We start from the raw sequence: 25,855 nt of genomic DNA, 5'->3' as shown, positions 1-25,855 counted from the left end.
ACACTAAATCATGAGTTTCATAAACAGTATTATTAAAGTCTTTGTAGGTGACAAGTCACAGAAAGATGTCAAAGCTTTACAACCTTATTTAAACAAAATTAAAACATTCGAAACCAGCTTAATGGGTTTGTCTCACGACGAACTAAGAGCGAGAACCGTGTATTTTAAAGAAACAATTAAAGAAGCAAGAGCAGACAAAGATGCTAAAATTGCAGCGCTTAAAGCTGAAGTTGAAAACATCGAAGACATCGACAAAAGAGAAGATCTTTATGATGCTATTGATACGCTTGAAAAAGAAGCATACGAAATCTCAGAGAAAACTTTATTAGAGATTTTACCTGAGGCATTTTCTGTTGTAAAAGAAACGGCTCGTCGTTTTAAAGACAACACACACATCGAAGTTACGGCTACTCCAAAAGACCGTGAATTTTCTGCTGCTAAACCTTACATCGAAATTAATGGCGATAAAGCGGTTTGGGCTAATAAATGGAATGCTGCAGGTAAGGAAATTACCTGGGACATGATTCATTATGATGTGCAGTTAATTGGTGGAATGGTTTTGCATGAAGGTAAAGTTGCCGAAATGCAAACGGGTGAAGGTAAAACATTAGTGGCTACACTTCCATTATACCTGAATGCTTTGACTGGAAACGGAGTTCACTTAGTAACCGTGAATGATTACTTAGCAAAACGTGATAGTACTTGGAAAGCACCTTTATTCGAATTCCACGGTTTAACCGTTGATTGTATCGATAATCACCAACCAAGTACAGAACAAAGAAAAAAAGCATACGATGCTGATATCACTTACGGAACCAATAACGAATTTGGTTTTGACTACTTAAGAGATAACATGGCACATTCGCCAAGTGATTTAGTTCAAAGAAAACACAATTATGCCATTGTCGATGAGGTCGATTCTGTATTAATTGATGATGCAAGAACGCCACTTATTATTTCAGGACCGGTTCCACAAGGAGATCGTCATGAATTTAATGAATTGAAACCAAAAATCGAAAACTTAGTTGCACAACAACGTCAACTGGCAAACGGATTTTTATCTGAGGCTAAAAAATTAATCAAAGAAGGAAACACTAAAGAAGGTGGATTCTTATTGTTAAGAGCGTACAGAAGTTTACCTAAAAATAAAGCATTAATTAAATTTTTGAGTGAAGAAGGAATCAAACAATTGCTTCAAAAAACCGAAAATCAATACATGCAGGATAACAATCGCGAAATGCACAAAGTCGATGAAGCTTTGTATTTTGTAATTGAAGAAAAAAACAATCAGGTTGAATTGACTGATAATGGTATTCAATACCTTTCAGGAGATACTGATCCGGACTTTTTCGTACTTCCGGATATCGGAACGGAGATTGCTGCTATCGAAAAACAAAAACTAGACAAAGATTCTGAAGCGGAAGCCAGAGAAAGATTGTTCCAGGATTTCGGAGTAAAAAGTGAGCGTATTCATACTTTGACGCAACTTTTAAAAGCATATGCTTTATTCGAAAAAGATGTAGAATATGTGATCATGGAAAACAAAATCATGATTGTAGATGAGCAAACAGGTCGTATCATGGATGGTCGTCGTTATTCTGACGGTTTACACCAAGCGATCGAAGCGAAAGAAAATGTAAAAATCGAAGCTGCTACACAAACTTTTGCAACTGTTACTTTACAGAACTATTTCCGTATGTACAGCAAATTGGGTGGTATGACAGGTACAGCGGTTACAGAAGCTGGCGAGTTATGGCAGATTTATAAATTGGATGTTGTTGAAATTCCAACAAACCGTCCAATCTCAAGACAAGACAAAGAAGATTATATCTACAAAACGACACGTGAGAAATTCAACGCTGTAATTGAAGATGTAACGGAATTATCAAATGCAGGAAGACCAGTTTTAATTGGAACAACTTCTGTAGAAATTTCAGAATTATTAAGCCGAATGCTAAAAATGAGAGGCGTTACCCATAACGTTTTGAATGCAAAAATGCACAAGCAAGAAGCACAAATTGTAGAAGAAGCAGGTAAAGCCGGAGTTGTAACTATTGCAACCAACATGGCTGGTCGTGGTACCGATATTAAATTATCTCCGGAAGTAAAAGCTGCGGGAGGTTTAGCAATTGTTGGTACAGAGCGTCATGATTCGCGTCGTGTAGACAGACAGTTACGTGGTCGTGCAGGACGTCAGGGAGATCCGGGAAGTTCACAGTTTTATGTTTCTCTTGAAGACAACCTAATGCGTTTATTTGGTTCTGAAAGAGTAGCGAAAGTAATGGACAGAATGGGATTACAGGAAGGTGAAGTTATTCAGCATTCTATGATGACTAAATCGATCGAGCGTGCTCAGAAAAAAGTAGAAGAAAACAATTTTGGTGTTCGTAAACGTTTATTAGAATATGATGACGTAATGAACTCGCAACGTGAAGTAGTTTACAAACGTCGTCGTCACGCCTTATTTGGTGAGCGTTTGAAACTGGATATTGCCAACATGCTTTACGATACTTGTGAAGTAGTGGTAAGTCATAATAAAGCAATGAACGATTTCAAAACTTTCGAATTTGATTTGATCCGTTATTTCTCTATCACTTCTCCAATTTCTGAAGCTGATTTTACAAAGTTAACTGATATCGAAATCACCGGAAAAGTATACAAAGAAACTTTAGCATTCTACACTGAAAAAACAGAAAGAAGTGCCAGAGAAGCTTTCCCAATCATTAAAGGAGTTTATGAAGAGCCTAACAATCATTTTGAGCGTATTGTAGTTCCGTTTACTGATGGAATCAAAACGTTGAATGTGGTTACAGACCTTAAAAAAGCATACGATACCGAAGGAGCTCAGTTAATTGCTGATTTCGAGAAAAACATCACGCTTTCTATTGTTGATGAAGCTTGGAAAAAACATTTACGTAAAATGGACGAATTGAAACAATCTGTTCAATTAGCCGTTCACGAACAAAAAGATCCATTGCTTATCTACAAATTAGAAGCTTTCAAATTGTTTAGAGGAATGTTAGACAACGTTAACAAAGAAGTTATTTCATTCTTATTCAAAGGTGATTTACCGGCTCAAAACGTTCCTGAAATTCAAGAAGCAAGAGAAGTTCGTCAGAAAGAAAATTTCAAATTGAGCAAAGATGAAATTGTAAACAGCGAAGACATCAACCGTGAAGCGGGACAAACGCAAGAACGTCAGATTACAGAAACTATCGTGAGAGATATGCCAAAAATCAATCGTAACGATACTGTAACTGTTCAGGAAGTGGCTACCGGAAAAACGGAAACAATGAAATTTAAAAAAGCAGAAACTTTAATCGCAAATGGCGAATGGGTTATTGTTAAATAATACTATGTTATGAATTAAACCTAACAGGTTTTAGAAACCTGTTAGGTTTGCGAAATATAAAATCTCCAATAGCTTTGTGGCAATTGGAGATTTTTTTTTTGACCTTAAGGACTTCGAATAAAACCTAACAGGTTTTCAAAACCTGTTAGGTTTAAAAAAAATTAAAAAACAACAATAAATAGTCAATCTAAAACGAATAAACTGTATTTTTGCTCCTGAAAACAACGAAACACTCTTTGAAACGCATTTTCATCATATTGCTTTCCTGCATGCTATTAGTTCCCTCTTTTGGCAGTTTCTTTGTTTATACCTCCTTCAAATTAAATCAGGACGAAATTTCAAAAACCATTTGTGTACAGCGTAAAATGCTTTTCAACAATTGTAATGGTCGATGCGAACTTCAGAAAAGTTTGAAGAAATATGCCGATAACGAAAAGAAAATGCAGGACAATCTGAAAGAAAAAGCAGAAATCGTTTACATTCAGAATACCCTTCTAAATACTTTCAAATTAGTAGCCCCAATCGAATCAAAAACAAATCTTTTTGCTTCTTTTGACGGGAAACCAATTTCGGTTTCAAAAACTACTTTCCGCCCTCCCTCCTATTTTATATAATTTTTAAAAATTTATTTCAATTGCTATTGAAATGATTTCTCATTGTTTTTAAAAACAATGAAATAGTGCTTACGCCTATTCTAAATTTAAATTATATAAAATTCATAAAAATGAAAAAAATAGTATACAAGACTATAGTGCTTCTGGCACTTAGTATTTTTATTACAGCCTGTTCTAGCGATGATAACAACGAAAAAAACACAACAGGAACGGGAAAATTAGGTTTGAAATTTGACAATTCTTTTGGAGACAATGACTTAATTTTAGAAACCCAACCCAATACTACCAAAAACAACGAGGTTTTAAAAATCAATCTCGTTCGTTATATTGTCAGCAATATTGTTCTGACAAAAGCAGACGGAACTACTTTTACCTATCCAAAAGCACAGAGCTACTTTATTGCCGATGAAGGGGATGCTACCGCAGGATACCAATTTAATCTTACTGATGTTCCTGCCGGAGATTATACCAAAGTTAAATTTGGCATTGGAGTAGACAAAGAACAATGGCTTTTGGGAGCATCGGGACAAGGTGATTTTTTAGCCAAGGCACAAGCCAAGGATCTGATTTGGAGCTGGTCTGCAGGTTATAAATTTATAGCCTTCGAAGGAACTTTTACCTCCTCTACCGTTAAAACTGCAGTCCCTTTTATGGTGCATACAGGGCAAATTGGTACAGCATATAATTATACAGAAGTAACGCTGGACTTACCTACCAAAGCCTTAGTGCGAACTACTATCACACCGGCTATTCACATCGTAACAGATTTATCTAAAATTCTGGACGGAGAAAACACCATTAAACTATCTGATTACAACAAAGGCGGAATGGGTGCTATGATTATGGGAGGTGAAGCCTTACCTAAAATCACTACTAACATCTCAAAAATGTTCAGAATAGATCACGTACATAACAATTAGTCCAATTCCGAAAATATAGTACTTATTATTTTTCAGAATGCTAATACATCCTTTGCCTTTTTATTTTTCGAGTTTGTTCTAAACTTAAAAAATAAAAAGGACACTGATGGACTGAAAATGTAAAATACTGTTTTCAAAAAGCATCATACCATGCAGAAAATAAAATTTGTTCTCTGGCTGTTTATTCCACTATTTTTAGGTTGCTCCGATAATGAAGAAGATCAAGAATATGTAAATCTTCCTTTAGCGTTTACTGTTCCATCCAATTTTCCGGATATGACCTATAATATAGCTTTAAATAAGCCTACAGAAAAAGGTTTCGAGTTAGGAAAAAAATTATTCTACGACGGGCGCCTGGCCTCTGATGGCTTGGTCTCCTGTGGTTTTTGCCACATACAGGCTAATGCTTTCACACACCACGGTCACACAGTCAGTCATGGCGTAAATAATGAGCAGGGTACTCGTAACGCAACACCAATTCAGAATATGGCCTTCCAGTCTGCTTATATGTATGACGGCGCTGCCACTAATCTGGACTTACAACCCATTATTCCGTTGACAAGTATCATTGAAATGAATGGCGATCTGAACGCTATTCTGGCCATGATGAAAGCAGATAAAGAATACCGAAAATTATTTGGTCAGGCTTTTGACGACGGCACAATCAGCACAGAGAATATGCTCAAAGCTCTCTCGCAGTTTATGGTCATGATGGTTTCATCTAATTCTAAATTTGATAAATACAGACGAAATGAAATTGGTGGCACTTTTACTGCTGATGAAAAAGCGGGTTATGATTTATTCCAATCAAAATGTGCCTCCTGTCATGCAACAGATTTAATGACGGACCATTCCTTTCGCAATAATGGCCTGGCAGTAAATCCTAAAGTAAAAGATGTCGGACGTTACAGAGTCACTGAATTAGTATCTGATTATTATAAATTCAAAGTACAAAGTCTCCGTAATATAGAAGTTTCGGCTCCCTATATGCACGACGGACGATTTGGAACGCTGCAAGCAGTACTTAATCATTATGCCTCAGGAGTAGTGGACTCTGAAACTTTAGACCCTATTTTGAAACAAAATGGAAATCTAGGAATTCCCCTTTCCGAAAATGAAAAAAAACAAATTATTGCGTTTTTAAAAACGCTCACTGATATACAATATTTAACCGATAAGCGATTTTCGGAATTTTAAAATAAAAAAGAATGAAAAGAATACTCTTAACAATAGTGCTTTTAGTTGGGCTTTCGGCCTATAGTTTTACAGAAAAAGACTCTCTGTCAAGTTTTACCTTTCAGCGTTTGGCCATGCTGGAAAATTTTGATTGTGACGCCTGCGGGTGCTCGGCAAGTGGCGGAAGCATGGGATTTAGTTCTATGCTAAATAATAACTTTGTCGGAGTTCGTTACTTCAAACAAAGTTATACCAGCCGCGACGGGATTTTCAACAATTCTCCGTGGATCGACGAGAATTTTAATACTGTTCAGGCCTGGGCAAGGATTCCGATTACGCAAAAAATCCAGATTTCGGCATTGGTTCCGTATCATTTTCACGAACGTGAATTAACATCAGGTACCGAAAGTATTGCAGGTTTGGGGGATATCACCGTAATGGGATTGTATTCTGTTTATGAAACCAAAAAAGACAGCACCCTTTTTACCCATAAAATAAATCTGGGCGCAGGAGTAAAAATGCCAACCGGAAAATTTGCCGAAGCCAATAATTTAGGAAGTATCAATCAGAGCTTTCAATTAGGAACCGGAAGCTGGGATTATTTATTGGTTTCGGAATATGTGATTAAGAAAAACAATTTAGGATTGAACACCATGCTAAATTATGTTTTCAAAACGGAGAACAGTAAAAACTATCAGTACGGAGATCAGTTTAACTATGCCAGTACGCTATTTTATTTATTTAATCTGGAGGCTTTACAATTGGTTCCGCAATTAGGTTTGGCCGGAGAAGTTTATCAGACCAACAAACAACATGGTTTAGATTTACCCGATACGGCAGGTGATATACTGTTTGGAAAATTCGGAATTGAAGTCGGAAGAGACAAATTTTCTTTGGGTATAAACGCCATGTTGCCTATCAACCAAAATTTATCCAGCGGAAAAATGGAAGCCAATTACAGATGGGGTATTAATTTGAATTACACCCTTTAAACATTAAAAAACAAATTCATTAAACAACGAAATTTATCTTGAAACGCTTTCTTATTATATTGCTTTCTTGTATGCTATTAGTCCCCTCTTTTGGCAGTTTCTTTGTATATACTACCTTCAAATTAAATCAGGAAGAAATCTCAAAAACCATCTGTGTACAACGAAAAATGCTTTTTAATGATTGTAATGGTCGATGTGAACTTCAAAAGAGTTTAAAAAAGTATGAGGATAACGAAAAAAGAATGCAAAACAATCTGAAAGAAAAAACAGAAATCGTTTACATTCAAAATCTTGGCATTACTCCTTTTGAACTCCTCCTGCCAATCGAAACTGAAGCAAAACTTTACGCCTCTCTCAATGAGAAACCGGTTTCGATTTCAAAGACTGTATTTCATCCTCCCTCCTGTCTTCTATAAATTTTAGTCCTTTTTTCAATGAAAATTGAAAAAATCTTTCTTGGCATAAAGCCAAAGAATATCGGTTACTCCTTAAAAATTTATAGCATTTAAAATGAAAAAAATATACTTTATCCTACTGATCATAGGACAATGTGTTTTTGCACAAAACAAAATAGAGAAAGACACCACCAAATCTCAGGAACTGGAAAATGTTTTTGTAACGGCCAATCGAACTGCCACTTTACGCAAAGAAACCCCTGTTGCCATTAGTAAAATAACGGCCAAAACCATCAATGAAACCAAGGCAACTGCGGTTTATGAAATCATCAACAAAACACCGGGTGTATTGATGGCCAATATAGGAAACGAACAACACATGATGTCGATTCGTCAACCTATGACAACCAATGCCTATTATTTGTATTTGGAAGATGGTTTACCGATTCGCCCCATGGGAATCTTCAACCACAATGCGTTATTAGAAATTAATCAATTTAACATTCAAAATATTGAAGTCGTAAAAGGCCCCGTTTCTTCACTGTACGGACCCGAGGCTGTGGGTGGAACCATCAATTTAATTTCGCTAAAACCACCTGTTAACCCCGAATTTAAGTTTGGAGTTCAGGCAGATACTTATGGCTACAGGAGATTTCAGGCTGCCGGTGGTGCAACTGTTGGAAAAGTCGGTTTTCATATTGCCGGAATTTCAAGTTTACAAGAAAATGGCTGGATGGCGTATTCTGATTACAACAAAGACAATCTCAATGCCAGAATCGATTACAATATCTCCCCTTCTACCCGATTGATCAGTAACACGATGTATGGAAAATACTATTCGGATATGAGCGGTACGGTCAACGAAGATGCTTTTAACAACAGAACCTACAAAAGCACTTCTAATTTCACGTACAGAAAATCGGAAGCCTTACGAACACGACTAACATTAGAACACGACTGGAATAACAATTCAAGCAGTTATCTTACAGCCTATTATCGTGATAATAAATTAGGACAAAATCCATCCTACGGAATCAGATGGAGTCCTACTGTTAATCCTACCACAGCCAAAGGCGAAGTAAATTCTAATAATTTCAAAAGTTACGGGGCAATTGGGCAGCACACCCAAAAGTTCGATTTACTGAATACTAAAATTGTTGCAGGTGCCTTATACGATTATTCGCCAGTAACCTATCGGTCTTATGTCCTTGATTTGAAAGCCAATCTAAATCCGGGAGAAGCAGGAAAACAAACCGTAGATTCTTATGAAATCATTGCCGAACATCCAGACTCAAAACTCGCGGATTATACTGCCGATATTATCAACACCGCCGGATATGCTCAGGTAAGTATTAATCCGGTAAACAACTTAATCTTTACCGTTGGTGGTCGTTATGACAATATGAAAGTGAAGTATAACAACGCCCTCGATCTTTCCTCCGGGAGTAAGGTTTATGATAAAATAACGTATAAAGCCGGAGCCAATTACAATCCGTTTACATTTGCGGGGATATATGCAAACTACTCACAAGGTTTTGCGCCTCCCGGAATTACCTCCATTTTCAGAACTAAACCCGGTACAGGAGGGACAACAGCTGTTCCTGCCGAGTTTTATTACAATCTGGAACCGGCTACTTTCAATAATGTCGAAATAGGCGGATGGTTTTCTCTCTTAGAAAATAAACTAAACTTGGATTATGCATTCTATTATATGGAAGGCAAGAATGAATTACTAAATGTAAAACTTGCAGATAATACCACTGATTATCGTTCGGCCGGAGAAACCCGCCACAAAGGAATTGAATTTGGTGCTACTTATAAACCTTCCAAACAATTCAATATTCGTCTTGGCGGAACTTACGCACAACATACTTACATTGATTTTAAACTTTCGGACAAACCGTCAGATCCTGTTCAGAATTTAAACGGTAAAGAAATGCCCGCAGCTCCGAGATGGTCCGGAAATTCTGAAGTTAGTTATTACCCCAATTGGCTTCCCAATTTGAGAACTTCAATTGAATGGCAGCTTGTTGGCAGTTATTACCAGGATCAGATTAATACCTTCAAGTACAGCGGGTATAACTTGTTTAATGCCCGAATTGGTTATCAATGGAGAAAAATTGAAATCTATGGAAACGTAATGAATCTTACGGATAAATTATATGCCTACAATGTCTCCAGAGCCAATATAGCAAATGCTCAACCCACTTATACAGCGGCAGCACCGAGAACTTTTGTATTTGGAATTCAGTATAATTTTTCCTTAAAAAAATAACCATGAGTAAAGAAACAAACAGAAAAACGGCTAAAAAGAAGGATTCAAAATTCATTAAAAAAATCAAACAACACATGTACAAATGGCATCGTGTTATTGGATTAATTACAATTGTTCCTGTAATTTTCTGGACCTTATCGGGTTTGATGCATCCTTTTATGGCACATTTTTTTAAACCTGAAATCGCCCGCGAAAAACTGGAACAACAGCATATCGATAAAAATCAGCTAAAGTATTCTATTCAGGAAGTTCTACAAAAAAACGAATTGACACAGTTCAAAAATTTTAGAATTGTATCTTTTAATAATGCTACTTATTACCAAGTAAAAACAATCCTTGGTGAGCTATGGTATTTTGACACCGCCACTGCCAAAAAACTGGAAAACGGAGATCAAAAATATGCCGAATGGCTATCGCGTTACTTTCTGGAGGATCAAAAAAGCGCCGTTAAAAAAAGTGAAGTCGTAACCGAATTTACTTCACAATACAAATATGTCAATCGTTATTTACCGGTTTACAAACTGACATTCGATCGTACGGATGGAATGGAAATTTATGTAGAAACTTCCTCAGGCAAACTGGCTACCTTCAATCCAACTTCAAGGCAAGCTTTTATTTGGTTTTTTGACGTTTTTCATAATTGGTCGTTTATTGATGCCATCTATAACAACAGTATCCGGATTATAACGATGATCCTCCTCTTGTCTATAATTAGTTTTTCTGCTTTAAGTGGTATTGTAATTTATGGTTTACTGTGGAAACAATTTAAAAAAACAGATAATTTACAACCCAAAAAAGGACTTCGAAAATACCACCGCCAAATCGGAATCTGGGTTTCTCTTTTTACTTTGACCTTTGCTTTTAGCGGTGGATATCACGCTACCACCAAATGGGAGCCTTACACTTTATCACAAATGGTTTACGAGCCTACTTTTGAAACCAAAGATATTGGCGTTGCAAACAACATTCTGAATTTAGATTGGAGTCGTTTTCAAAACATTGGAATCATTACTTTAAACGACAGCATTTATTATCGTTGTCAGTTGACCGAAAAAGAAACCGGAAAATTCAAAAAACCAAAATCGGACACAAATTCAAAATGGGGCAAAAAAAAGGAGCCCAAATCAGAAGTGGTTTACCTCAATATGGCGACCAATACCATCACACCCAACCTTGATCTGCAATATGCGGAATTCCTTGCGTATTATTTTACAGATGGCGCCCCAAAAGCCGCTTGCTGCGAAATGACCGAAAGTTCAAATGACGAACCTCAACCCACTCTGGAAGATGTAAAACTACTGGAATCAAAAGTCTTAACTGATTTTGAAAGTCGTGAATATGGCTTTGTCAACAAAAGACTGCCAGTAACCAAACTAGCCTATGATACCCCTGAAAAAACAACTTATTTTATCGAAACAGCAACTTCAAGATTAGCCGCTGTTATCAAAAATTCGGATAAAGTAGAAGGGTACTCTTTTGCCTTTTTGCATAAATTTTTATTCATGGACTGGGCAGGAAAAAACATTCGGGATCTGACAATGGTAGTAGCGGCACTGATTATTTTAGTTGTCAGTGTCTTAGGGTTTGTTCTTTTTTTGAGAAAATAGGTGCTGAGTTATTAAGGTTCTAAGTGCCTAATTATAACTATCAAAAAATCACAATTTTTCTAAACCATATAAGTGATTTAAGAAAATATAAGCTTCAGTTTAAATGAACTTAAATTACTTATATGGTTAAAAATACTAACAATAATCTCTAATGATTTGCTATTCCACTCATAAAGATTCTAAGCCATTTAAGAAAGTACGAGCTCCAATTTAAATGAACTTACATCGCTTATATGGTTAAAAAAACAAAACCGTCAAGTCTTCTTATCGTGGATTTTCCTCAAAATATCTGGCTTCGATTCTCTTAATGTCTTTGATTGAACTTTTAGCCCAAGCTAATCGCTTTTCAAGGATTTCTTCATCAGACAATTGCCAGTTTATAGTTGAATTGCGTAATCGATTGGTAAGGTTTTGAATGATGATTGCTGCAGAAACAGAAATATTTAAACTTTCTGTAAAACCAACCATTGGTATTTTTAGGAAACCATCGGCTTTATCTAATACTTCCTGAGAAAGTCCGTCGCGTTCTGTACCAAAAAACAAAGCACTTGGTTTGGTAATATCGAAATCTTCCAGCAAACAGTCATTTTCATGCGGTGTTGTAGCGATAATTTGGTACCCTTGATTTTTTAAAGTTGAAACACAATTTGCAATCGAATCAAACTGATTGATGTCTACCCATTTCTGGGCACCCATTGCAATTTCTTTATCAATTCTTTTTCCGTAACGCTGCTCTATAATATTCAGTTCCTGAATCCCAAAAACCTCACAGCTTCGCATAACAGCGCTTGTATTATGCATCTGAAAAACATCTTCTACAGCAATTGTAAAATGCTTGGTACGGTTAGATAAAACTTTTAGAAATCTTTCCTTGCGGTTGTCGGTTAGTATATTTTCAAGAAATGCGAGGTAATCTAAATCAATCATTTTGGTTGTATTTGCCGCAAAAATACTAAAAAAGAATTAGTAACAAGGAGCCGTTAATTCCTTCCGGCCAGTTGTGCTGTCAATTTCTCTTGCAGTTTTTCATATAAATGATTCACCTTAACCATGTCAATTGCTAAATTTTCACCTAAAAAAGAATCCCCGTTAAAAACGTTTGTTTCATTTTTAGAATGTTTTTTTAGACGTTCATACATTTGGTCAACCTCTTCGATATAATAATCCACATCTATAATATCCATTACTTTTTCCAGAATTTCCCTCATTCCTTCTTTGTAATTATACACTGCAACATTTTGATCCTTTTCATAAAAATCAGAATACGCCTCAAAATATTTTTCCAGAACCACGGCACCATACTGCTGAAAAGTAAGTTCTTCCATCTGTTGATCATTAATTCCAAAAACTTTAGACGGAAGCAAATTGGGAACCATGTGCATTCCTTTTAGTTTTGAATGAGATTTTAGTACTTCTGTTGGATTTCTGTACAGCAGAATAAAAGGCAATTCAGGAAAAATGGCTCTTAATTGATTTGCTTCAAAAATGTGCCAGGAATCTAATTTCACAATCAGATTCTTTTCTTCCGGGAATCTTTTTTGTCCCAACAAGGCAATTACCGCCTTGATAAGAATCTTTTTTTTATCCAAATCAAAAAGGTCACTTCTTATAATTGCATCAATAATCGGAGCTTCTGCAATTACAATATTTTGCGGAGAAACCGCCAAAGACTGCGCCAACATTGTAGAACCACAGCGCGATACATGAAAAACAAATGCTTTTAAATCAGTAGAAACTAACTGTTCCGACCAATCAATAAGATTTTCAACTGTGCTTACCAGTTTAAATCTTGTTGAATTATTAGAATATCCCACGCATTTCACCAGTGTTTCTTCGAAAAAGGGATCTAAATATCTTTTATCTCCCAAATAAATCCACTCAAAATAGACCTCGCCCTCTTTTTCAATTAACTTATTCGGAATCCAATGTAAAAGGGGATGATCGCTATTTTCCATGTTTAAAGATTTATTTTATTTATAAGATGGTATTGCTCCTGAACAGAATCCGTTAGGTTATCTACTATAAAAGTATAAAGTTTATTAGTTGAAACAGTTTCAGATTCGGAATCTGTTTTTATTATTAAGTCAGCTTTTACGGGGACTTCGTAAACAGCACTGATTCCTGTAAAATTATTGATCTTGTTGCTGTCAGTATCCGGCAGCAGTGCTTTTTTGTATAATCCTTTCGGGTCTCTTTTTATGAGGTTATCTATTGAACAGTCCAAAAATACGGTTCTTACAAAAGAAAATTGACCGATTTCGTTTCTTAACTCTTCATAAGGATTGATGACCGACATTAAAACAATTACTTTTGACTGCACAAAATCCTGACCTACCTTAAATAAGCGTCTGACGTTTTCACAACGGTCTTCTTTAGAGAATCCCAAGTCTTTGCAAAGTGTTTGTCTGTAAACATCGCCATCTATTATTTCTACTTTGTGTCCTTGCTCGGCCAGCAAATACGAAACATTCTTTGCTAATGTAGTTTTTCCGGAACCTGACAAACCTGTAAATTGTATTAGTATCATTTTTAGCTTTTACATAAAAAAAACAAAGCTATATAGAGCAGTAGCTTGTCAATTATTTATAGTAAAAATACTAAAAAAAGAAAACGAAAAGACGAATAATCATTTTAAGATAAAAGTAAATCCTCTACGTTTAATTTCACTTTTGGTTTATCTAACTTTTTGACTGCCTCCTTCACCCTTAATTGCTCTTCATTAGAAAGAAAAAGCGGAATTAATAAGCTCACATCAATTTTTAGTATTCTATTAATAATTACCAAATCTTTTAAAGTAAAGGGCTTTATTCCATTAACAAGCTCAGACATATGAGTCTTACTTTTATGACCTAAGAGCGTAGCCAGATTTTCTTGAGTCAAATCAAGTTCTTTCAATTTTTTCCGAATAGATTGTTTTCGGTTTTCGATAAAAACTCTTTCCAGTTCTGCTATTTGCTCAAACTTTTCAACTTCTAAAAGTTTACTTTCATCAATTAAATTAACATCACCCCATTCCGAACTTTCATATTTCGCAATTAAATCTCGAAGTTTTGATCTCAGATTTTTAAAGTGAATACTCTCTTTTGCCAAAAGTCTTAATTTTCTATCAGCAATAAGCGCTCTCTCATAGTCTAATTCATTTGAAATGAACCCGCTATCAATTATACTTTCAATGTCAAAATTTGCTTTCATTGTGTTATATATCCATTTTTTCTCAACCACTTTTCTATAGTTGATTTGTTATTTTTAAAAACAACTTCATACTCCTGATGCGTTCCTGCCCATGCAATTGTAGCTTCTCCCTCATCATCTAACTCAACTAAAATTAATGTTCTATGAAAATGAATATTGAAAAAGTAAAATCCATCCTTATGAACACAATCTGCATCAGTCCAAACTTCCCTGAGCTTCCCAGTTTTAGAATCAAAGTTTTCCAGATCAGTAATGAGTTTATCAATCGCACTGCATAACTTTTTATTTCCTATATTTTTAATTTTAATCTTTAAGATTATCTTTTTTCCTATAATTCTCATTGCAATGATTTTACAAAGTAAATGAAAAGTTCTGATAAAAACCGAACTTTAACATCTGTTTTTATAATTTGACTTAAAAAAATAAACAAAGTTGCCATATATTACAGCAATACACAATACAAATATATAAGATTTTACTTACTTTTAAGCGCTTTTGTAAAGAATTGATATCACAAATAAAAACATCTAATACAGCAATTTCCTTATATTTGAAATTCAAAAAATCAAAATGAAAAAGAAACTAGTCGTTTTAACCGGTGCCGGAATTAGTGCCGAAAGCGGAATAAAAACTTTTCGCGACAGCGATGGTTTATGGGAAGGACATGATGTTATGGAAGTGGCTACACCAGAAGGCTGGTATAAAAATCAGGAACTGGTACTGGATTTTTACAATAAAAGACGCCGACAACTCAAAGAAGTAAAACCCAATTTAGGCCACGAGATTTTAGCCGAACTAGAGCAAGATTTTGAGGTACATATTATTACTCAAAATGTTGACGATTTACATGAACGTGCCGGAAGCACAAAAGTCCTGCATTTGCATGGCGAATTGTTAAAAGTAAGAAGCACTCAAAATAAAAACCTGATTTTAGACTGGACAGAAGATTTATATACCGGTGACTTTGATGAAAATGGACACCAACTCCGCCCCCATATTGTTTGGTTTGGCGAGGAAGTTCCCGCTCTTGAAGAAGCTATTGGTATAGTGGAGAAAGCAGATTATCTTGTTGTAATTGGAACTTCATTACAGGTATATCCAGCTGCCGGACTAATTTCATATACCTACAGCACAACGCCAGTCTTTTACATTGATCCAAAACCAATTGCAATTCCTAATATCAGTAATAAAGTAGAAACGATTGCCAAAATTGCTTCAGAAGGGATGCTGATTTTAAGAGAGCGATTAAATTCAATTTAAAGAGAGAAAGGAAATCCTTTTTAATCTTAAAAATCTGTGGCTATCTTTTTATTTTGCCACAGATTAAAGGATTAAAATGATTAATAATTTGTGACGCAAAAAAAACAGACACGAATTGCACGAATTACACAAATTAATTCGTGCCAATTTGTGTAATTCGTGGCAAAAAGAGCAAAATAGTCAAAAAACACGCTATAAAAACTATCTATTTACCAAGAGCAAAAAGGGTTCGATAGAATTAAAGAATTAGATAATCCGTGCGAATCTTTTAATCTGTGGCAAAAAAATAATTCGTGCAATTTGTGTAATTCGTGGCAAAAAGATCCTAATAATCAAAAAACACGAAATAAAGACACGACAACTTTTAGATTTGATCCCACAATTGCCCCTTTTGATTACTTTTTATCCCCAAATTCTGTTTATATTTGCTCCTTTCGAACAAACAACATAACAATGACTACTTTAAACGAATTGAATGCTATATCACCAATTGATGGAAGATATAGAAATAAAACCCTTTCATTAGCGCCTTTTTTCTCAGAAGAAGCTTTAATCAAATATCGCGTATTAGTTGAAGTTGAGTACTTTATCGCCTTGTGCGAAGTACCTTTGCCACAACTAAAAGACGTAAATTCTAATTTATTTGACAGCTTACGTGACATTTACAAAAACTTTTCTACTGAAGATGCTCTTTGGATCAAAGAAACAGAAAAAGTAACCAATCACGATGTAAAAGCAGTAGAGTATTTTATTAAAGATGCTTTCGAAAAGTTAGGTTTATCGCAATACAAAGAGTTTATTCACTTCGGATTAACATCACAGGATATCAACAATACTGCTATCCCGCTTTCTACAAAAGACGCTTTTGAGCAGGTTTATATGCCTTCCTTGATCACTTTAATTTCTAAATTAAAAGAATTGAGTGTTGAATGGGCAAACATCCCGATGTTGGCACGTACGCACGGACAACCGGCTTCTCCTACCCGTTTAGGAAAAGAAATCCTGGTTTTCGTAGAGCGTTTAGAAGAGCAAATGCGTTTGTTGTTTAATATTCCTTTTGCTGCTAAATTTGGCGGAGCAACCGGAAATTACAATGCCCACCACGTAGCTTATCCACAAATTGACTGGAAACAGTTTGGAAATAAATTTGTTGAAACAGATCTTGGTTTACACCATTCTTTTCCAACAACTCAAATTGAACATTACGATCACTTTGCAGCCTTTTTTGATGCTTTAAAAAGAATCAACACTATCGTAATCGATTTAGATCGTGATATCTGGACGTATGTTTCGATGGATTATTTCAAACAAAAAATCAAAGCAGGTGAAATTGGTTCATCGGCTATGCCACATAAAGTAAATCCGATTGATTTTGAAAATTCGGAAGGAAACTTAGGAATGGCAAATGCTATTTTTGAACATTTAGCTGCTAAATTGCCTGTTTCAAGACTACAACGTGATTTAACAGACAGTACTGTTTTGCGTAATATCGGAGTTCCAATTGGACACACCATTATTGCTTTTGAAGCTTCTTTGAAAGGTTTAAACAAATTACTTTTAAACGAGGCAAAATTTGCTGAAGATTTAGAAAAAAACTGGGCAGTTGTGGCTGAGGCAATCCAAACGATTTTACGTCGTGAAGCTTATCCAAATCCTTACGAAGCGCTAAAAGGTTTAACAAGAACCAACGAAGCAATTGATAAAAAGGCTATTCATAATTTTATTGCCACTTTAGAAGTTTCTGATGCTGTTAGAGCCGAATTAATGCAAATAACACCTGCTAATTACACAGGAATTTAAAGAAAACCTAAAATATTTTACCAAAAAAAGCTATCTTTAACGGTAGCTTTTTTTATTTAATCCGATTGGAAGTTAGCCCAGATTATTTCACTTAATTTTTATTTTATAAGAGTTGAGTGAATTTCATTTGAAATAAAAAGCTTTGTGTACAAAACTACATTTTTTTCACAAAAGTTTGAAATGGAAAACTGGATTAAACTCCTGAAAAAACATTCCCTATATGATTGCCATAAACGCCGCCGCCGCAACTACACACCACTTACAACCTTTAATCAGCGACTTGGGATTAATCCTGATCACCGCCGGAATTGCTGTGCTTCTCTTTAAAAAAATGAAACAGCCTCTTGTTCTGGGCTATTTAATTGCAGGTTTTTTGGCAGGAAATCATTTTGATTTTTTCCCTTCGATTACAGAGATGAAAAGTGTTGAGGTCTGGGCTGAGATTGGTGTAATTATTCTCCTTTTTAGTCTCGGACTCGAATTTAGTTTCAAGAAATTAATGAAAGTCGGCGGTACCGCATCGATTACGGCTATTACCCAGATTATCACTATGGTCATCATGGGGTATCTGGTCGGGCAATGGATGGGCTGGTCACAGATGGACAGTATTTTCCTCGGGGTGATTTTATCGATTTCGTCAACGACCATTATCCTGAAAACTTTTGATGAACTGGGTGTAAAAGCGCAAAAATTTGCCGGAATTGTTATTGGTTCCCTGATTGTACAGGATCTCGTTGCTATTTTAATGATGGTTTTACTTTCAACAATTGCAGTCAGTCAGCAATTTTCGGGTAGCGAATTGATGATGTCTGTTCTAAAATTAGTTTTCTTTCTGACCGCTTGGTTTGTCGGTGGTATCTTTTTTATTCCGACACTTCTAAAAAAAGCCAAACATTTACTGACAGACGAAATGTTACTTATTATCTCCCTTGCTTTATGTTTGATGATGGTAAGTTTTGCTGCAAATGTCGGTTTCTCTCCAGCATTAGGTGCCTTTATAATGGGTTCAATTATTGCCGAAACTACACAGGCTGAGCATATCGAACATTTAATAAAACCTGTAAAAGACTTATTTGGGGCGATCTTTTTTGTATCGGTCGGAATGTTAATCGATCCTAAGATGCTTTACGAACATGCTGTTCCTGTAGCGATTTTAACGATTTTAACAATCGTAGGTCAATCGGTAAGCTCTACTATTGGTGCTTTACTGGCCGGTCAACCCTTAAAACAGTCTGTACAAACCGGAATGAGTTTGTCGCAAATTGGGGAGTTCTCCTTTATTATTGCCACTCTCGGGATGACGCTAAATGTCACAAGCTCCTTTTTATATCCAATTGTGGTAGCCGTTTCTGCTGTTACTACTTTTACGACTCCGTTTATGGTAAAATATGCAGTTCCTTTTTCGGAACTTTTAGAACGTAAACTTCCAAAAAAATGGGTCAAAAACATCAACCGTTATAGTGTCAACGCACAAGCTATAAAATCGGTCAGCACTTGGCAAAAAGTACTTCATGCCTATATTATTCAAATTATACTGCATACGATTATCATTGTTGCTGTAATTCTATCGTCGTCAAAATTTATAGCGCCACTAGTAGCCGATACGCGATTTGGAAACACTTTAGCTGCTCTGATCACTTTGGTAGTAATTGCTCCGTTTTTATGGGCACTTTCTTTGCGACGTGTGGCAGTAGAAGAAGTTGAAGAGTTATGGGCAGAACGCAAATACAGAGGGGCTCTTTTAATGTTGATTTTAATCAGAATGAGTCTTGGTTTGTTCTTTGTCGGATTTCTGTTGAATATTTTCTTTTCGCCCCTAATCGCTTTTATCGCCTTGATTATTGCTATTGGAGCGTATCAAATATTTCCTAAAAAGTTAAACGAACAATATCATAAAATCGAAAATCACTTTTTGAAGAATTTAAACGATCGCGAAAACAAAAAAATCGACAGAAGATATGCCAACTTAATGCCTTGGGACGGACACATGTCGTTTTTTGACATTGGAAAAGAATCCAATTTAGTGGGTAAAACACTCGAAGAATTAAGAATTCGGGAGCAATTAGGAATCAACATTGCGTATATAAAACGTGGCGATGTAACCATTCCAATTCCAACCAAAAATGAACGTTTATTCCCAAGCGATGAAATTTGTGTCATCGGTACCGATGCTCAGGTTACTGAGTTTGCACAATATCTGAATCAAAATGAGGTAGAAGCTCCTAAAAAAGCAGAAGAAACAGATATTGTATTGCGCCAACTGGAAGTTTCACAAGACGAATTTATACAAAAAAGCATTGGACAATTTCGAGTAAAAACCAACGGTCTGGTAGTAGGTATAGAACGAAACGGTAATAGAATCCTAAATCCCGAATCCCAATTAATCTTAGAAAAAAATGATATTCTTTGGGTGGTTGGAGACAAAAAAAGAATGTCGGATTTATTGAAATCCTAAGGTTCTGAGTTACTAAGGTTCTGAGTTACTAAGGCTCTAAGTGACTAAGTATAATACTTTAAAAAAAAGAAAGCCCTTAAATCTCTAAAACTTTATTTTAGGGACTTAAGGGCTTAATAAATTACTAGTTAAATTCACCCGGCAAAAAACTCCTATCTTAGAAATTTAGTCCCTCAGAACCTAAGCAACTTTATTTATTCGGTTGCGGAGTCATACGTAAATAAGGTTTTATAGGTGTGTGTCCTTTTGGGAACTTTGCAGGGATATCGCTGTCCGGAACTGCCGGAGTAATAACCACATCTTCTCCATCTTTCCAGTTTGCCGGAGTTGCTACACTATAATTTGCTGTTAATTGCAAGCTATCAATAACACGTAGCAATTCGTCAAAATTTCTTCCTGTTGATGCAGGATAAGTTAGCGTCAATTTTATTTTTTTATCAGCACCAATTACAAATACCGAACGCACTGTAAATTTATCACTGGCGTTTGGATGAAGCATATCATATAACGTTGCTATTTTTTTATCTTCGTCTGCAATGATCGGAAAATTAACCGTTGTATTCTGAGTCTCGTTGATATCTTTTATCCACTCCAAATGAGATTCTAAACCATCTACACTCAAAGCGATAACTTTTGTATTTCTTTTTGTAAATTCCGGAAGATAATTGGCAACTGTTCCTAGTTCAGTTGTACAAACCGGAGTAAAATCGGATGGATGCGAAAATAAAACACCCCAGGAATCTCCGAGCCACTCATGAAAATGAATGGGTCCTTCGGTTGTTTCAGCCTGAAAATCGGGAGCTATATCGCCTAATCGTAATGTTGACATAATTGTACTTTTTTTAGTTCCTCTAAAATTACTCAAAAAAAGAACAAAGAAAACATTGATTTTCACAAAAATAGTTAAAAAACGCCCCTACTTTTTCGTTTGAATATTCGGTAAAAAGTAAGCCAAAACTCCAATTAAAGGCAAATAGGAACTTATTGTATAGACATATTCGATACTCGTTTTATCTGCAATATAGCCCAAAATAGCCGATCCTAAACCGCCCATTCCAAAAGCAAAACCAAAGAACAAACCAGAAATCATTCCGACTTTTCCGGGTTTCAATTCCTGAGCATAAACTAAGATTGCCGAAAATGCAGAAGCGATAACAATTCCGATAATAACGGCCAAAACTCCTGTCCAGAACAAATTAGCATAAGGCAAAAGCAGGGTAAATGGCGCTGCTCCTAAAATAGAGAACCAAATAATATATTTTCTTCCAAAATGATCCCCTAATGGACCACCTATTAAAGTTCCTGCCGCAACAGAAGCTAAGAAAATAAACAGATAGTACTGCGATTCCTGAATGTCTAAAGAAAATTTACTCATTAAATAAAAAGTGAAATAACTGGACATACTGGCCATGTAAAAGAACTTAGAGAATATTAACAACAATAAAACAATAATCGAAATAGTGATTTTTCTATTGGATAATGGAACTGTTTCCTCTAAACCTGATTTTTTTGCCGCTCTCAGGCTCATATGATTTTCATACCAAAGTGCAATTCTCGACAGAATCATGATTCCTAAAACTCCTGCTATTACGAACCAAATCACATACGATTGTCCATAAGGAGCAACTACCAAAGCAACCAACAAAGGTCCGATAGCACTACCGGCATTTCCTCCCAACTGAAAAATTGATTGTGCCAAACCACGCTTCCCTCCTGAACCCAAGAAAGCAACACGGGAAGCTTCAGGATGGAAAATAGAAGAACCAACTCCTACCAAGGCCACCGAAGTCAAGATCATCCAAAAGGAAGTTGAGATAGACAATAAACCTAATCCAAGAATAGTAAAAAGCATTGCAGCCACTAGTGAGTATGGTTTTGGCTTTTTATCGGTATAAAATCCAACAAAAGGCTGTAACAAAGAAGCGGTTAACTGAAAAACAAACGTAATTAATCCGATCTGTGTAAAACTCAGATTGAAGTTTTCTTTTAAAATCGGGTAAGTAGATGGAATTACAGATTGCATTAAATCATTCAGCAAATGGGCAAATGCAATGGAGAATAATACCGAATAAACGGTTTTTTGAGCTAAAGCACTGCTATCAATTGTAGCAATCTGAGTAGATGAATTCATATTATGGTAACAAAAAAATTATATATAACTAACTATAAAATACCAGATGGTAAGGGTGATGAAGGAAGCCGGTATTCCGAAACCAATCATCATGCTGCTGAGCTTTGGTTTTAATCCGTAAGTCGAGGCCAAAATTGCACCGGTTATCATGGGTGCCATTGCCATTTCCATAAGGGTGATTTTGATCGCTTCTGAATGTTGTTTTAAAATAAAAACATACAAAACCAGAATGATAAAAGGAGCCAGAATAAGTTTGTAAAAAAGCCCTAATTGCAAGAATTTCCAATGTCGGCTTCTTCGGTCAAACGTAAGTTGCAACCCTACAGAAAGCAAGGCTAAAGGAGTTACAAAACTTCCAATCTTCAACAAAATGGCTTGCAGGCTTTCGTCAAACTCCACTTGAAAAACATTCAGCAGACAGGCGACAACAAACGTAATAAATGGAGGAAAAAGAACAACCTTCTTTAAAATCCCTAATGCATCAGGACTTCCCTTTGAATAAAATGCAGCCACAAAAATCCCTAAAGTCGAAACCACCACAAAGGTTCCCGGCTGATCGACAAGAACGGCGGTTTCCAAACCTTTTTTTCCAAATAAAGCCTCAATAATCGGATAGCCTAGAAAGGAACTGTTACTTAATCCTGCCGTCAGAATCAAACAACCGATCAATTTATTAGACCAGCCTAACTTTTTTCCCAGAAAATGAAAAAACACAAAGGCAAGTATAAAACTAATCCATCCTGATCCTATCGGAAACAGTAAGTCAGCATTCCATTTTATTTTCGGTATGTGATACAAGGTAATGGCCGGCAGACAAACGTAAATGACTATTTTATTCAAAAGCTTATAAACAGAAGTCGGAAACTGCTTTACTCTTTGTAAAAGCAAACCCAAAGTCAAAAAGAAGAATATTAGAATAAAATTGTTCATAGCGCAGAATGATTGCAAAAATAAGGTTTTATAAAACATTGAATACTATTAATTTTCAGTTAAAACTTTTTTTTATTGAATAAAACCTTATACATTTGTAACATATTTTATTACAGTATGATTTCAGGTAAGTTTGCCATAACGATTCACATTTTAACTTTACTCACTAAATTCCCAAATGATTATTTGTCTTCCGAATTTATTGCAGGAAGCATTAACCTTAATCCGGTTTTGGTTAGAAAGGAAATTGCGAATCTAAAAGCGAATCATATTGTAGAAAGTAAAGAAGGCAAAAACGGCGGTACAAAATTGTCTAAAGCGGCTTCGAATATTACTTTGAAAGAAGTATTTGAAATGACGCTTGACACAATCAATTTAGGTTATGCGAAAAATCAGCCTAATCCTGATTGTCCGGTTGGAAAAAAAATCAACCAAAATTTAGCCGAATTATATGCCGAAATGAATGAAAAAGTTAGTCTGCAACTGAGTGGTATCACCTTAGAAGATTTTTCAAATCAGTTCTAAAACTTTTTTTTATACAAAACTGTAACATTTTTTATTACTAATAAAACAGATATATTATGAAAATTGCAATCATTGGAGCTACCGGATTTGTTGGCTCCGCTATTTTAAACGAACTGGCTACAAGAAATCATGAAATTACAGCCATTGCCAGAACTCCAAAAGAAACTCCAAATGTAAATTGGGTAGCTGCGGATATTTTTAACACGGCTGCATTGGCTGATGCCTTAAAAGGAAATGACCTTGTAATCAGCGCGTACAACTCCGGTTGGACCAACCCAAATATTTACGATGATTTTATTGCCGGTTCAAAAGCCATTCAGGAAGCGGTAAAAAAATCGGGAGTAAAACGTTTTATTACCATTGGCGGAGCCGGAAGTTTATTTGTAGCTCCCAATCTACAAGCAGTGGACACTCCAGATTTCCCAAAAGAATACCATGCAGGTGCGACTGCAGCAAGGGATTACTTAAACCTCATCAAAGAAGAAAAAGAATTGGATTGGGCCTTTTTCAGCCCTGCTTTTGAAATGCACCAAGGTATTACAACTGGAAGAACAGGTAACTACCGTTTAGGACTGGAAAATCCGGTTTTTAATGACGAACAAAGAAGTATCTTATCAGTACAGGATTTAGCGGTTGTTATCGCTGATGAAGCAGAAACTCCAAAACATCATCAAGTACGTTTTACGGCGGCATATTGATTTTTTTTTAAGTTGCTGAGGAACTAAGATTCTAAGGTTCTGAGTTTTTCTTATAGCCACGAATTACACTAATTACCGCTAATTTTTTTTCTCACTTACAGCAAAAACGATTCGTGAAAATTCGTGTAATTCGTGTTAACCAACCTCAACAGTTTCAAAAGCTAAATCGCCTTTTGAAACTATTTTTGTTTTCTGAGTCGTTAAGTTTCTACTTTTTTATAGTCCTGAATTTTCACAAATTTTTCGTTCTCACCATAAAGCAAAAAAACAATCCGTGAAAATTCGTGTAATTCGTGTTACTAACCTCAACAGTTTCAAAAGCCAATTTGCCTTTTGAAACTGTTTTTGTTTTCTGTACTTTTACACTACCAAAAAGAATGTTTTGTCGAGTTCAAAAAAACAAGTTAGCAGTCTGCAAGAAAAAGCCGGAATTTCACCTCCTGAAATTACCAGCATTTCTGCTATTAATCAGATTCAGAAAAACAGAAAAAAACAACCTTCTGCCGAAGAATTGATTGATGGAATTCTTAACGCCAACAGGACTTCCTTAAGTCGGGGCATTACTTTGGTTGAAAGTACCAATCCCGAGCATGCCGAAAAAGCAAATGAAGTTATCAAAGGTTGTCTTCCTTATGCCAATAAATCGATCCGAATAGGCATCACAGGGGTTCCCGGTGTTGGAAAAAGTACTTTCATCGAAACCTTTGGAACCTTTCTGACTGGCTTAGGTAAAAACGTAGCGGTTTTGGCCGTTGATCCCAGTAGTTCACTTTCTCACGGCAGTATTCTAGGCGATAAAACCCGAATGGAAGAACTCGTAAAAAATGAAAATGCTTTTATAAGACCCAGCGCATCAGGAGATACTCTAGGCGGAGTGGCCCGAAAAACAAGGGAAACAATTATACTTTGTGAAGCCGCTGGCTTTGATACTATATTAATCGAAACAGTAGGTGTCGGACAAAGTGAAACCGCTGTCCACAGCATGGTCGACTTTTTTCTTTTATTAAAAATTTCGGGTGCCGGCGACGAACTTCAGGGCATCAAACGGGGTATTATGGAAATGGCGGATGCTATTGTCATCAATAAAGCTGATGGTGATAACATCAAAAAAGCTACTCAGGCCAAATTGGAATTTAACCGGGCTTTGCATTTATTTCCACCAAAAAAATCAACCTGGCAACCCAAAGTAACTACCTGCAGTGCCATTACCCACGAAGGAATTTCTGAAATCTGGGAAACCATTTCCAGTTACTTCGAAATGACAACTAATACGGGCTATTTTCACGAAAAACGAAAAGATCAGAATCATTTTTGGATGATGGAAACCATCAACGAACAACTCCGATTGAACTTCTACAACCAACCGGAAATAATTTCACAACTGGAGCAAAACAAAAAAGCAGTGCAAAATGATGAATTATCACCTTTTGCAGCTGCTCAAAATTTGTTGGCGTTATATTTTGGAAAAGATACTAAGTAACTAAGTTGCTAAGATTCTAAGAAAATTAAACTTAGAATCTTAGTCACTCAGAA

Annotated in this window: 22 protein-coding genes; 14 read left to right on the top strand and 8 right to left on the bottom strand. The window is 35.9% G+C overall.

Features of this window, described 5'->3' with window-relative positions:
• Nucleotides 1–10: 10 nt before the first annotated feature.
• The 8 genes from secA to ACHRV5_RS15830 all read left to right on the top strand — a co-directional run bounded on the left by secA (nucleotide 11) and on the right by ACHRV5_RS15830 (nucleotide 11,331).
• Nucleotides 11–3,352: a preprotein translocase subunit SecA gene (secA, locus tag ACHRV5_RS15865; protein ID WP_230002967.1), complete on the top strand. Its 3,342-nt coding sequence runs from the start codon at nucleotides 11–13 to the stop codon at nucleotides 3,350–3,352.
• 269 nt (nucleotides 3,353–3,621) lie between these two features.
• Nucleotides 3,622–3,966 carry a hypothetical protein gene (locus tag ACHRV5_RS15860; protein WP_230002968.1) on the top strand — a complete coding sequence of 115 codons (345 nt, stop codon included), beginning with the start codon at nucleotides 3,622–3,624 and terminating at the stop codon, nucleotides 3,964–3,966.
• 110 nt (nucleotides 3,967–4,076) lie between these two features.
• Nucleotides 4,077–4,886, top strand: coding sequence for an MbnP family protein (locus tag ACHRV5_RS15855; RefSeq protein ID WP_395427392.1), 810 nt, complete (start codon nucleotides 4,077–4,079; stop codon nucleotides 4,884–4,886).
• 150 nt (nucleotides 4,887–5,036) lie between these two features.
• Nucleotides 5,037–6,083: a cytochrome-c peroxidase gene (locus tag ACHRV5_RS15850; protein WP_395427391.1), complete on the top strand. Its 1,047-nt coding sequence runs from the start codon at nucleotides 5,037–5,039 to the stop codon at nucleotides 6,081–6,083.
• A gap of 11 nt (nucleotides 6,084–6,094) precedes the next feature.
• Entirely contained in the window at nucleotides 6,095–7,054 is a 960-nt protein-coding gene (locus ACHRV5_RS15845) for a transporter (protein ID WP_395427390.1), read from the top strand.
• 71 nt (nucleotides 7,055–7,125) lie between these two features.
• A complete protein-coding gene (locus tag ACHRV5_RS15840) occupies nucleotides 7,126–7,470 on the top strand; it encodes a hypothetical protein (protein WP_230002972.1) in 345 nt (114 codons plus the stop codon).
• 94 nt (nucleotides 7,471–7,564) lie between these two features.
• Nucleotides 7,565–9,724: a TonB-dependent receptor gene (locus tag ACHRV5_RS15835; protein ID WP_395427389.1), complete on the top strand. Its 2,160-nt coding sequence runs from the start codon at nucleotides 7,565–7,567 to the stop codon at nucleotides 9,722–9,724.
• Nucleotides 9,725–9,726: 2 nt separating this feature from the next.
• Nucleotides 9,727–11,331, top strand: a complete 1,605-nt coding sequence (locus ACHRV5_RS15830) for a PepSY domain-containing protein (RefSeq protein ID WP_395427388.1) — start codon at nucleotides 9,727–9,729, stop codon at nucleotides 11,329–11,331.
• A 264-nt stretch (nucleotides 11,332–11,595) separates the two neighbouring features.
• Here ACHRV5_RS15830 and ACHRV5_RS15825 read toward each other — a convergent pair whose 3' ends face one another.
• From ACHRV5_RS15825 to ACHRV5_RS15805, 5 genes are all read right to left on the bottom strand, one after another.
• The gene (locus ACHRV5_RS15825; RefSeq protein WP_047778492.1) at nucleotides 11,596–12,258 is read right to left on the bottom strand and encodes an RNA methyltransferase; all 663 of its coding nucleotides are present in this window, start codon (nucleotides 12,256–12,258) and stop codon (nucleotides 11,596–11,598) included.
• A gap of 53 nt (nucleotides 12,259–12,311) precedes the next feature.
• Entirely contained in the window at nucleotides 12,312–13,286 is a 975-nt protein-coding gene (locus ACHRV5_RS15820) for a sulfotransferase family protein (protein ID WP_395427387.1), read from the bottom strand.
• A gap of 2 nt (nucleotides 13,287–13,288) precedes the next feature.
• Nucleotides 13,289–13,858, bottom strand: a complete 570-nt coding sequence (gene cysC, locus ACHRV5_RS15815) for an adenylyl-sulfate kinase (protein ID WP_230002976.1) — start codon at nucleotides 13,856–13,858, stop codon at nucleotides 13,289–13,291.
• Nucleotides 13,859–13,962: 104 nt separating this feature from the next.
• Nucleotides 13,963–14,523 carry a helix-turn-helix transcriptional regulator gene (locus tag ACHRV5_RS15810; protein ID WP_047778495.1) on the bottom strand — a complete coding sequence of 187 codons (561 nt, stop codon included), beginning with the start codon at nucleotides 14,521–14,523 and terminating at the stop codon, nucleotides 13,963–13,965.
• Entirely contained in the window at nucleotides 14,520–14,864 is a 345-nt protein-coding gene (locus ACHRV5_RS15805) for a type II toxin-antitoxin system HigB family toxin (RefSeq protein ID WP_395427386.1), read from the bottom strand. Before ACHRV5_RS15805 ends, ACHRV5_RS15810 begins: the two co-directional genes overlap by 4 nt.
• 229 nt (nucleotides 14,865–15,093) lie before the next feature.
• Between ACHRV5_RS15805 and ACHRV5_RS15800 the strand changes: the two genes are divergently transcribed.
• From ACHRV5_RS15800 to ACHRV5_RS15790, 3 genes are all read left to right on the top strand, one after another.
• The gene (locus ACHRV5_RS15800) at nucleotides 15,094–15,783 is read left to right on the top strand and encodes an SIR2 family NAD-dependent protein deacylase (RefSeq protein WP_395427385.1); all 690 of its coding nucleotides are present in this window, start codon (nucleotides 15,094–15,096) and stop codon (nucleotides 15,781–15,783) included.
• 453 nt (nucleotides 15,784–16,236) lie between these two features.
• Nucleotides 16,237–17,583 carry an adenylosuccinate lyase gene (gene purB / locus ACHRV5_RS15795; protein ID WP_047778498.1) on the top strand — a complete coding sequence of 449 codons (1,347 nt, stop codon included), beginning with the start codon at nucleotides 16,237–16,239 and terminating at the stop codon, nucleotides 17,581–17,583.
• Nucleotides 17,584–17,803: 220 nt separating this feature from the next.
• Nucleotides 17,804–20,038, top strand: coding sequence for a cation:proton antiporter (locus tag ACHRV5_RS15790; RefSeq protein ID WP_047778499.1), 2,235 nt, complete (start codon nucleotides 17,804–17,806; stop codon nucleotides 20,036–20,038).
• Nucleotides 20,039–20,228: 190 nt separating this feature from the next.
• Here ACHRV5_RS15790 and ACHRV5_RS15785 read toward each other — a convergent pair whose 3' ends face one another.
• From ACHRV5_RS15785 to ACHRV5_RS15775, 3 genes are all read right to left on the bottom strand, one after another.
• Nucleotides 20,229–20,867, bottom strand: a complete 639-nt coding sequence (locus ACHRV5_RS15785; protein ID WP_047778500.1) for a peroxiredoxin — start codon at nucleotides 20,865–20,867, stop codon at nucleotides 20,229–20,231.
• Nucleotides 20,868–20,954: 87 nt separating this feature from the next.
• Nucleotides 20,955–22,169, bottom strand: a complete 1,215-nt coding sequence (locus tag ACHRV5_RS15780) for an MFS transporter (protein ID WP_395427384.1) — start codon at nucleotides 22,167–22,169, stop codon at nucleotides 20,955–20,957.
• Between the two features lie 18 nt (nucleotides 22,170–22,187).
• On the bottom strand, nucleotides 22,188–23,099 hold the full coding sequence (locus ACHRV5_RS15775; protein WP_047778502.1) for an AEC family transporter: 912 nt from the start codon (nucleotides 23,097–23,099) through the stop codon (nucleotides 22,188–22,190).
• Nucleotides 23,100–23,216: 117 nt separating this feature from the next.
• Here ACHRV5_RS15775 and ACHRV5_RS15770 point away from each other — a divergent pair, with 117 nt between their 5' ends.
• The 3 genes from ACHRV5_RS15770 to meaB all read left to right on the top strand — a co-directional run bounded on the left by ACHRV5_RS15770 (nucleotide 23,217) and on the right by meaB (nucleotide 25,802).
• The gene (locus tag ACHRV5_RS15770; RefSeq protein ID WP_395427483.1) at nucleotides 23,217–23,624 is read left to right on the top strand and encodes an Rrf2 family transcriptional regulator; all 408 of its coding nucleotides are present in this window, start codon (nucleotides 23,217–23,219) and stop codon (nucleotides 23,622–23,624) included.
• A 56-nt stretch (nucleotides 23,625–23,680) separates the two neighbouring features.
• Entirely contained in the window at nucleotides 23,681–24,322 is a 642-nt protein-coding gene (locus tag ACHRV5_RS15765) for an NAD(P)-dependent oxidoreductase (RefSeq protein WP_395427383.1), read from the top strand.
• 382 nt (nucleotides 24,323–24,704) lie between these two features.
• Nucleotides 24,705–25,802 carry a methylmalonyl Co-A mutase-associated GTPase MeaB gene (meaB, locus tag ACHRV5_RS15760; RefSeq protein WP_230002983.1) on the top strand — a complete coding sequence of 366 codons (1,098 nt, stop codon included), beginning with the start codon at nucleotides 24,705–24,707 and terminating at the stop codon, nucleotides 25,800–25,802.
• Nucleotides 25,803–25,855: the final 53 nt, after the last annotated feature.

Origin of the sequence: Flavobacterium sp. FlaQc-52 (assembly GCF_044007495.1) — a bacterium.
Taxonomy (GTDB): Bacteria; Bacteroidota; Bacteroidia; order Flavobacteriales; family Flavobacteriaceae; genus Flavobacterium; species Flavobacterium cupriresistens.
Note: the sequence above shows the minus strand (reverse complement) of the source record. Positions and strands in the feature narration are given on the sequence as shown.

Coding starts and splice junctions, on each gene's coding strand:
- secA (WP_230002967.1), top strand. CDS start 11: ATGAGTTTCATAAACAGTATTATTAAAGTCTTTGTAGGTGACAAGTCA.
- ACHRV5_RS15860 (WP_230002968.1), top strand. CDS start 3,622: ATGCTATTAGTTCCCTCTTTTGGCAGTTTCTTTGTTTATACCTCCTTC.
- ACHRV5_RS15855 (WP_395427392.1), top strand. CDS start 4,077: ATGAAAAAAATAGTATACAAGACTATAGTGCTTCTGGCACTTAGTATT.
- ACHRV5_RS15850 (WP_395427391.1), top strand. CDS start 5,037: ATGCAGAAAATAAAATTTGTTCTCTGGCTGTTTATTCCACTATTTTTA.
- ACHRV5_RS15845 (WP_395427390.1), top strand. CDS start 6,095: ATGAAAAGAATACTCTTAACAATAGTGCTTTTAGTTGGGCTTTCGGCC.
- ACHRV5_RS15840 (WP_230002972.1), top strand. CDS start 7,126: ATGCTATTAGTCCCCTCTTTTGGCAGTTTCTTTGTATATACTACCTTC.
- ACHRV5_RS15835 (WP_395427389.1), top strand. CDS start 7,565: ATGAAAAAAATATACTTTATCCTACTGATCATAGGACAATGTGTTTTT.
- ACHRV5_RS15830 (WP_395427388.1), top strand. CDS start 9,727: ATGAGTAAAGAAACAAACAGAAAAACGGCTAAAAAGAAGGATTCAAAA.
- ACHRV5_RS15825 (WP_047778492.1), bottom strand. CDS start 12,258: ATGATTGATTTAGATTACCTCGCATTTCTTGAAAATATACTAACCGAC.
- ACHRV5_RS15820 (WP_395427387.1), bottom strand. CDS start 13,286: ATGGAAAATAGCGATCATCCCCTTTTACATTGGATTCCGAATAAGTTA.
- cysC (WP_230002976.1), bottom strand. CDS start 13,858: ATGATACTAATACAATTTACAGGTTTGTCAGGTTCCGGAAAAACTACA.
- ACHRV5_RS15810 (WP_047778495.1), bottom strand. CDS start 14,523: ATGAAAGCAAATTTTGACATTGAAAGTATAATTGATAGCGGGTTCATT.
- ACHRV5_RS15805 (WP_395427386.1), bottom strand. CDS start 14,864: ATGAGAATTATAGGAAAAAAGATAATCTTAAAGATTAAAATTAAAAAT.
- ACHRV5_RS15800 (WP_395427385.1), top strand. CDS start 15,094: ATGAAAAAGAAACTAGTCGTTTTAACCGGTGCCGGAATTAGTGCCGAA.
- purB (WP_047778498.1), top strand. CDS start 16,237: ATGACTACTTTAAACGAATTGAATGCTATATCACCAATTGATGGAAGA.
- ACHRV5_RS15790 (WP_047778499.1), top strand. CDS start 17,804: ATGATTGCCATAAACGCCGCCGCCGCAACTACACACCACTTACAACCT.
- ACHRV5_RS15785 (WP_047778500.1), bottom strand. CDS start 20,867: ATGTCAACATTACGATTAGGCGATATAGCTCCCGATTTTCAGGCTGAA.
- ACHRV5_RS15780 (WP_395427384.1), bottom strand. CDS start 22,169: ATGAATTCATCTACTCAGATTGCTACAATTGATAGCAGTGCTTTAGCT.
- ACHRV5_RS15775 (WP_047778502.1), bottom strand. CDS start 23,099: ATGAACAATTTTATTCTAATATTCTTCTTTTTGACTTTGGGTTTGCTT.
- ACHRV5_RS15770 (WP_395427483.1), top strand. CDS start 23,217: ATGATTTCAGGTAAGTTTGCCATAACGATTCACATTTTAACTTTACTC.
- ACHRV5_RS15765 (WP_395427383.1), top strand. CDS start 23,681: ATGAAAATTGCAATCATTGGAGCTACCGGATTTGTTGGCTCCGCTATT.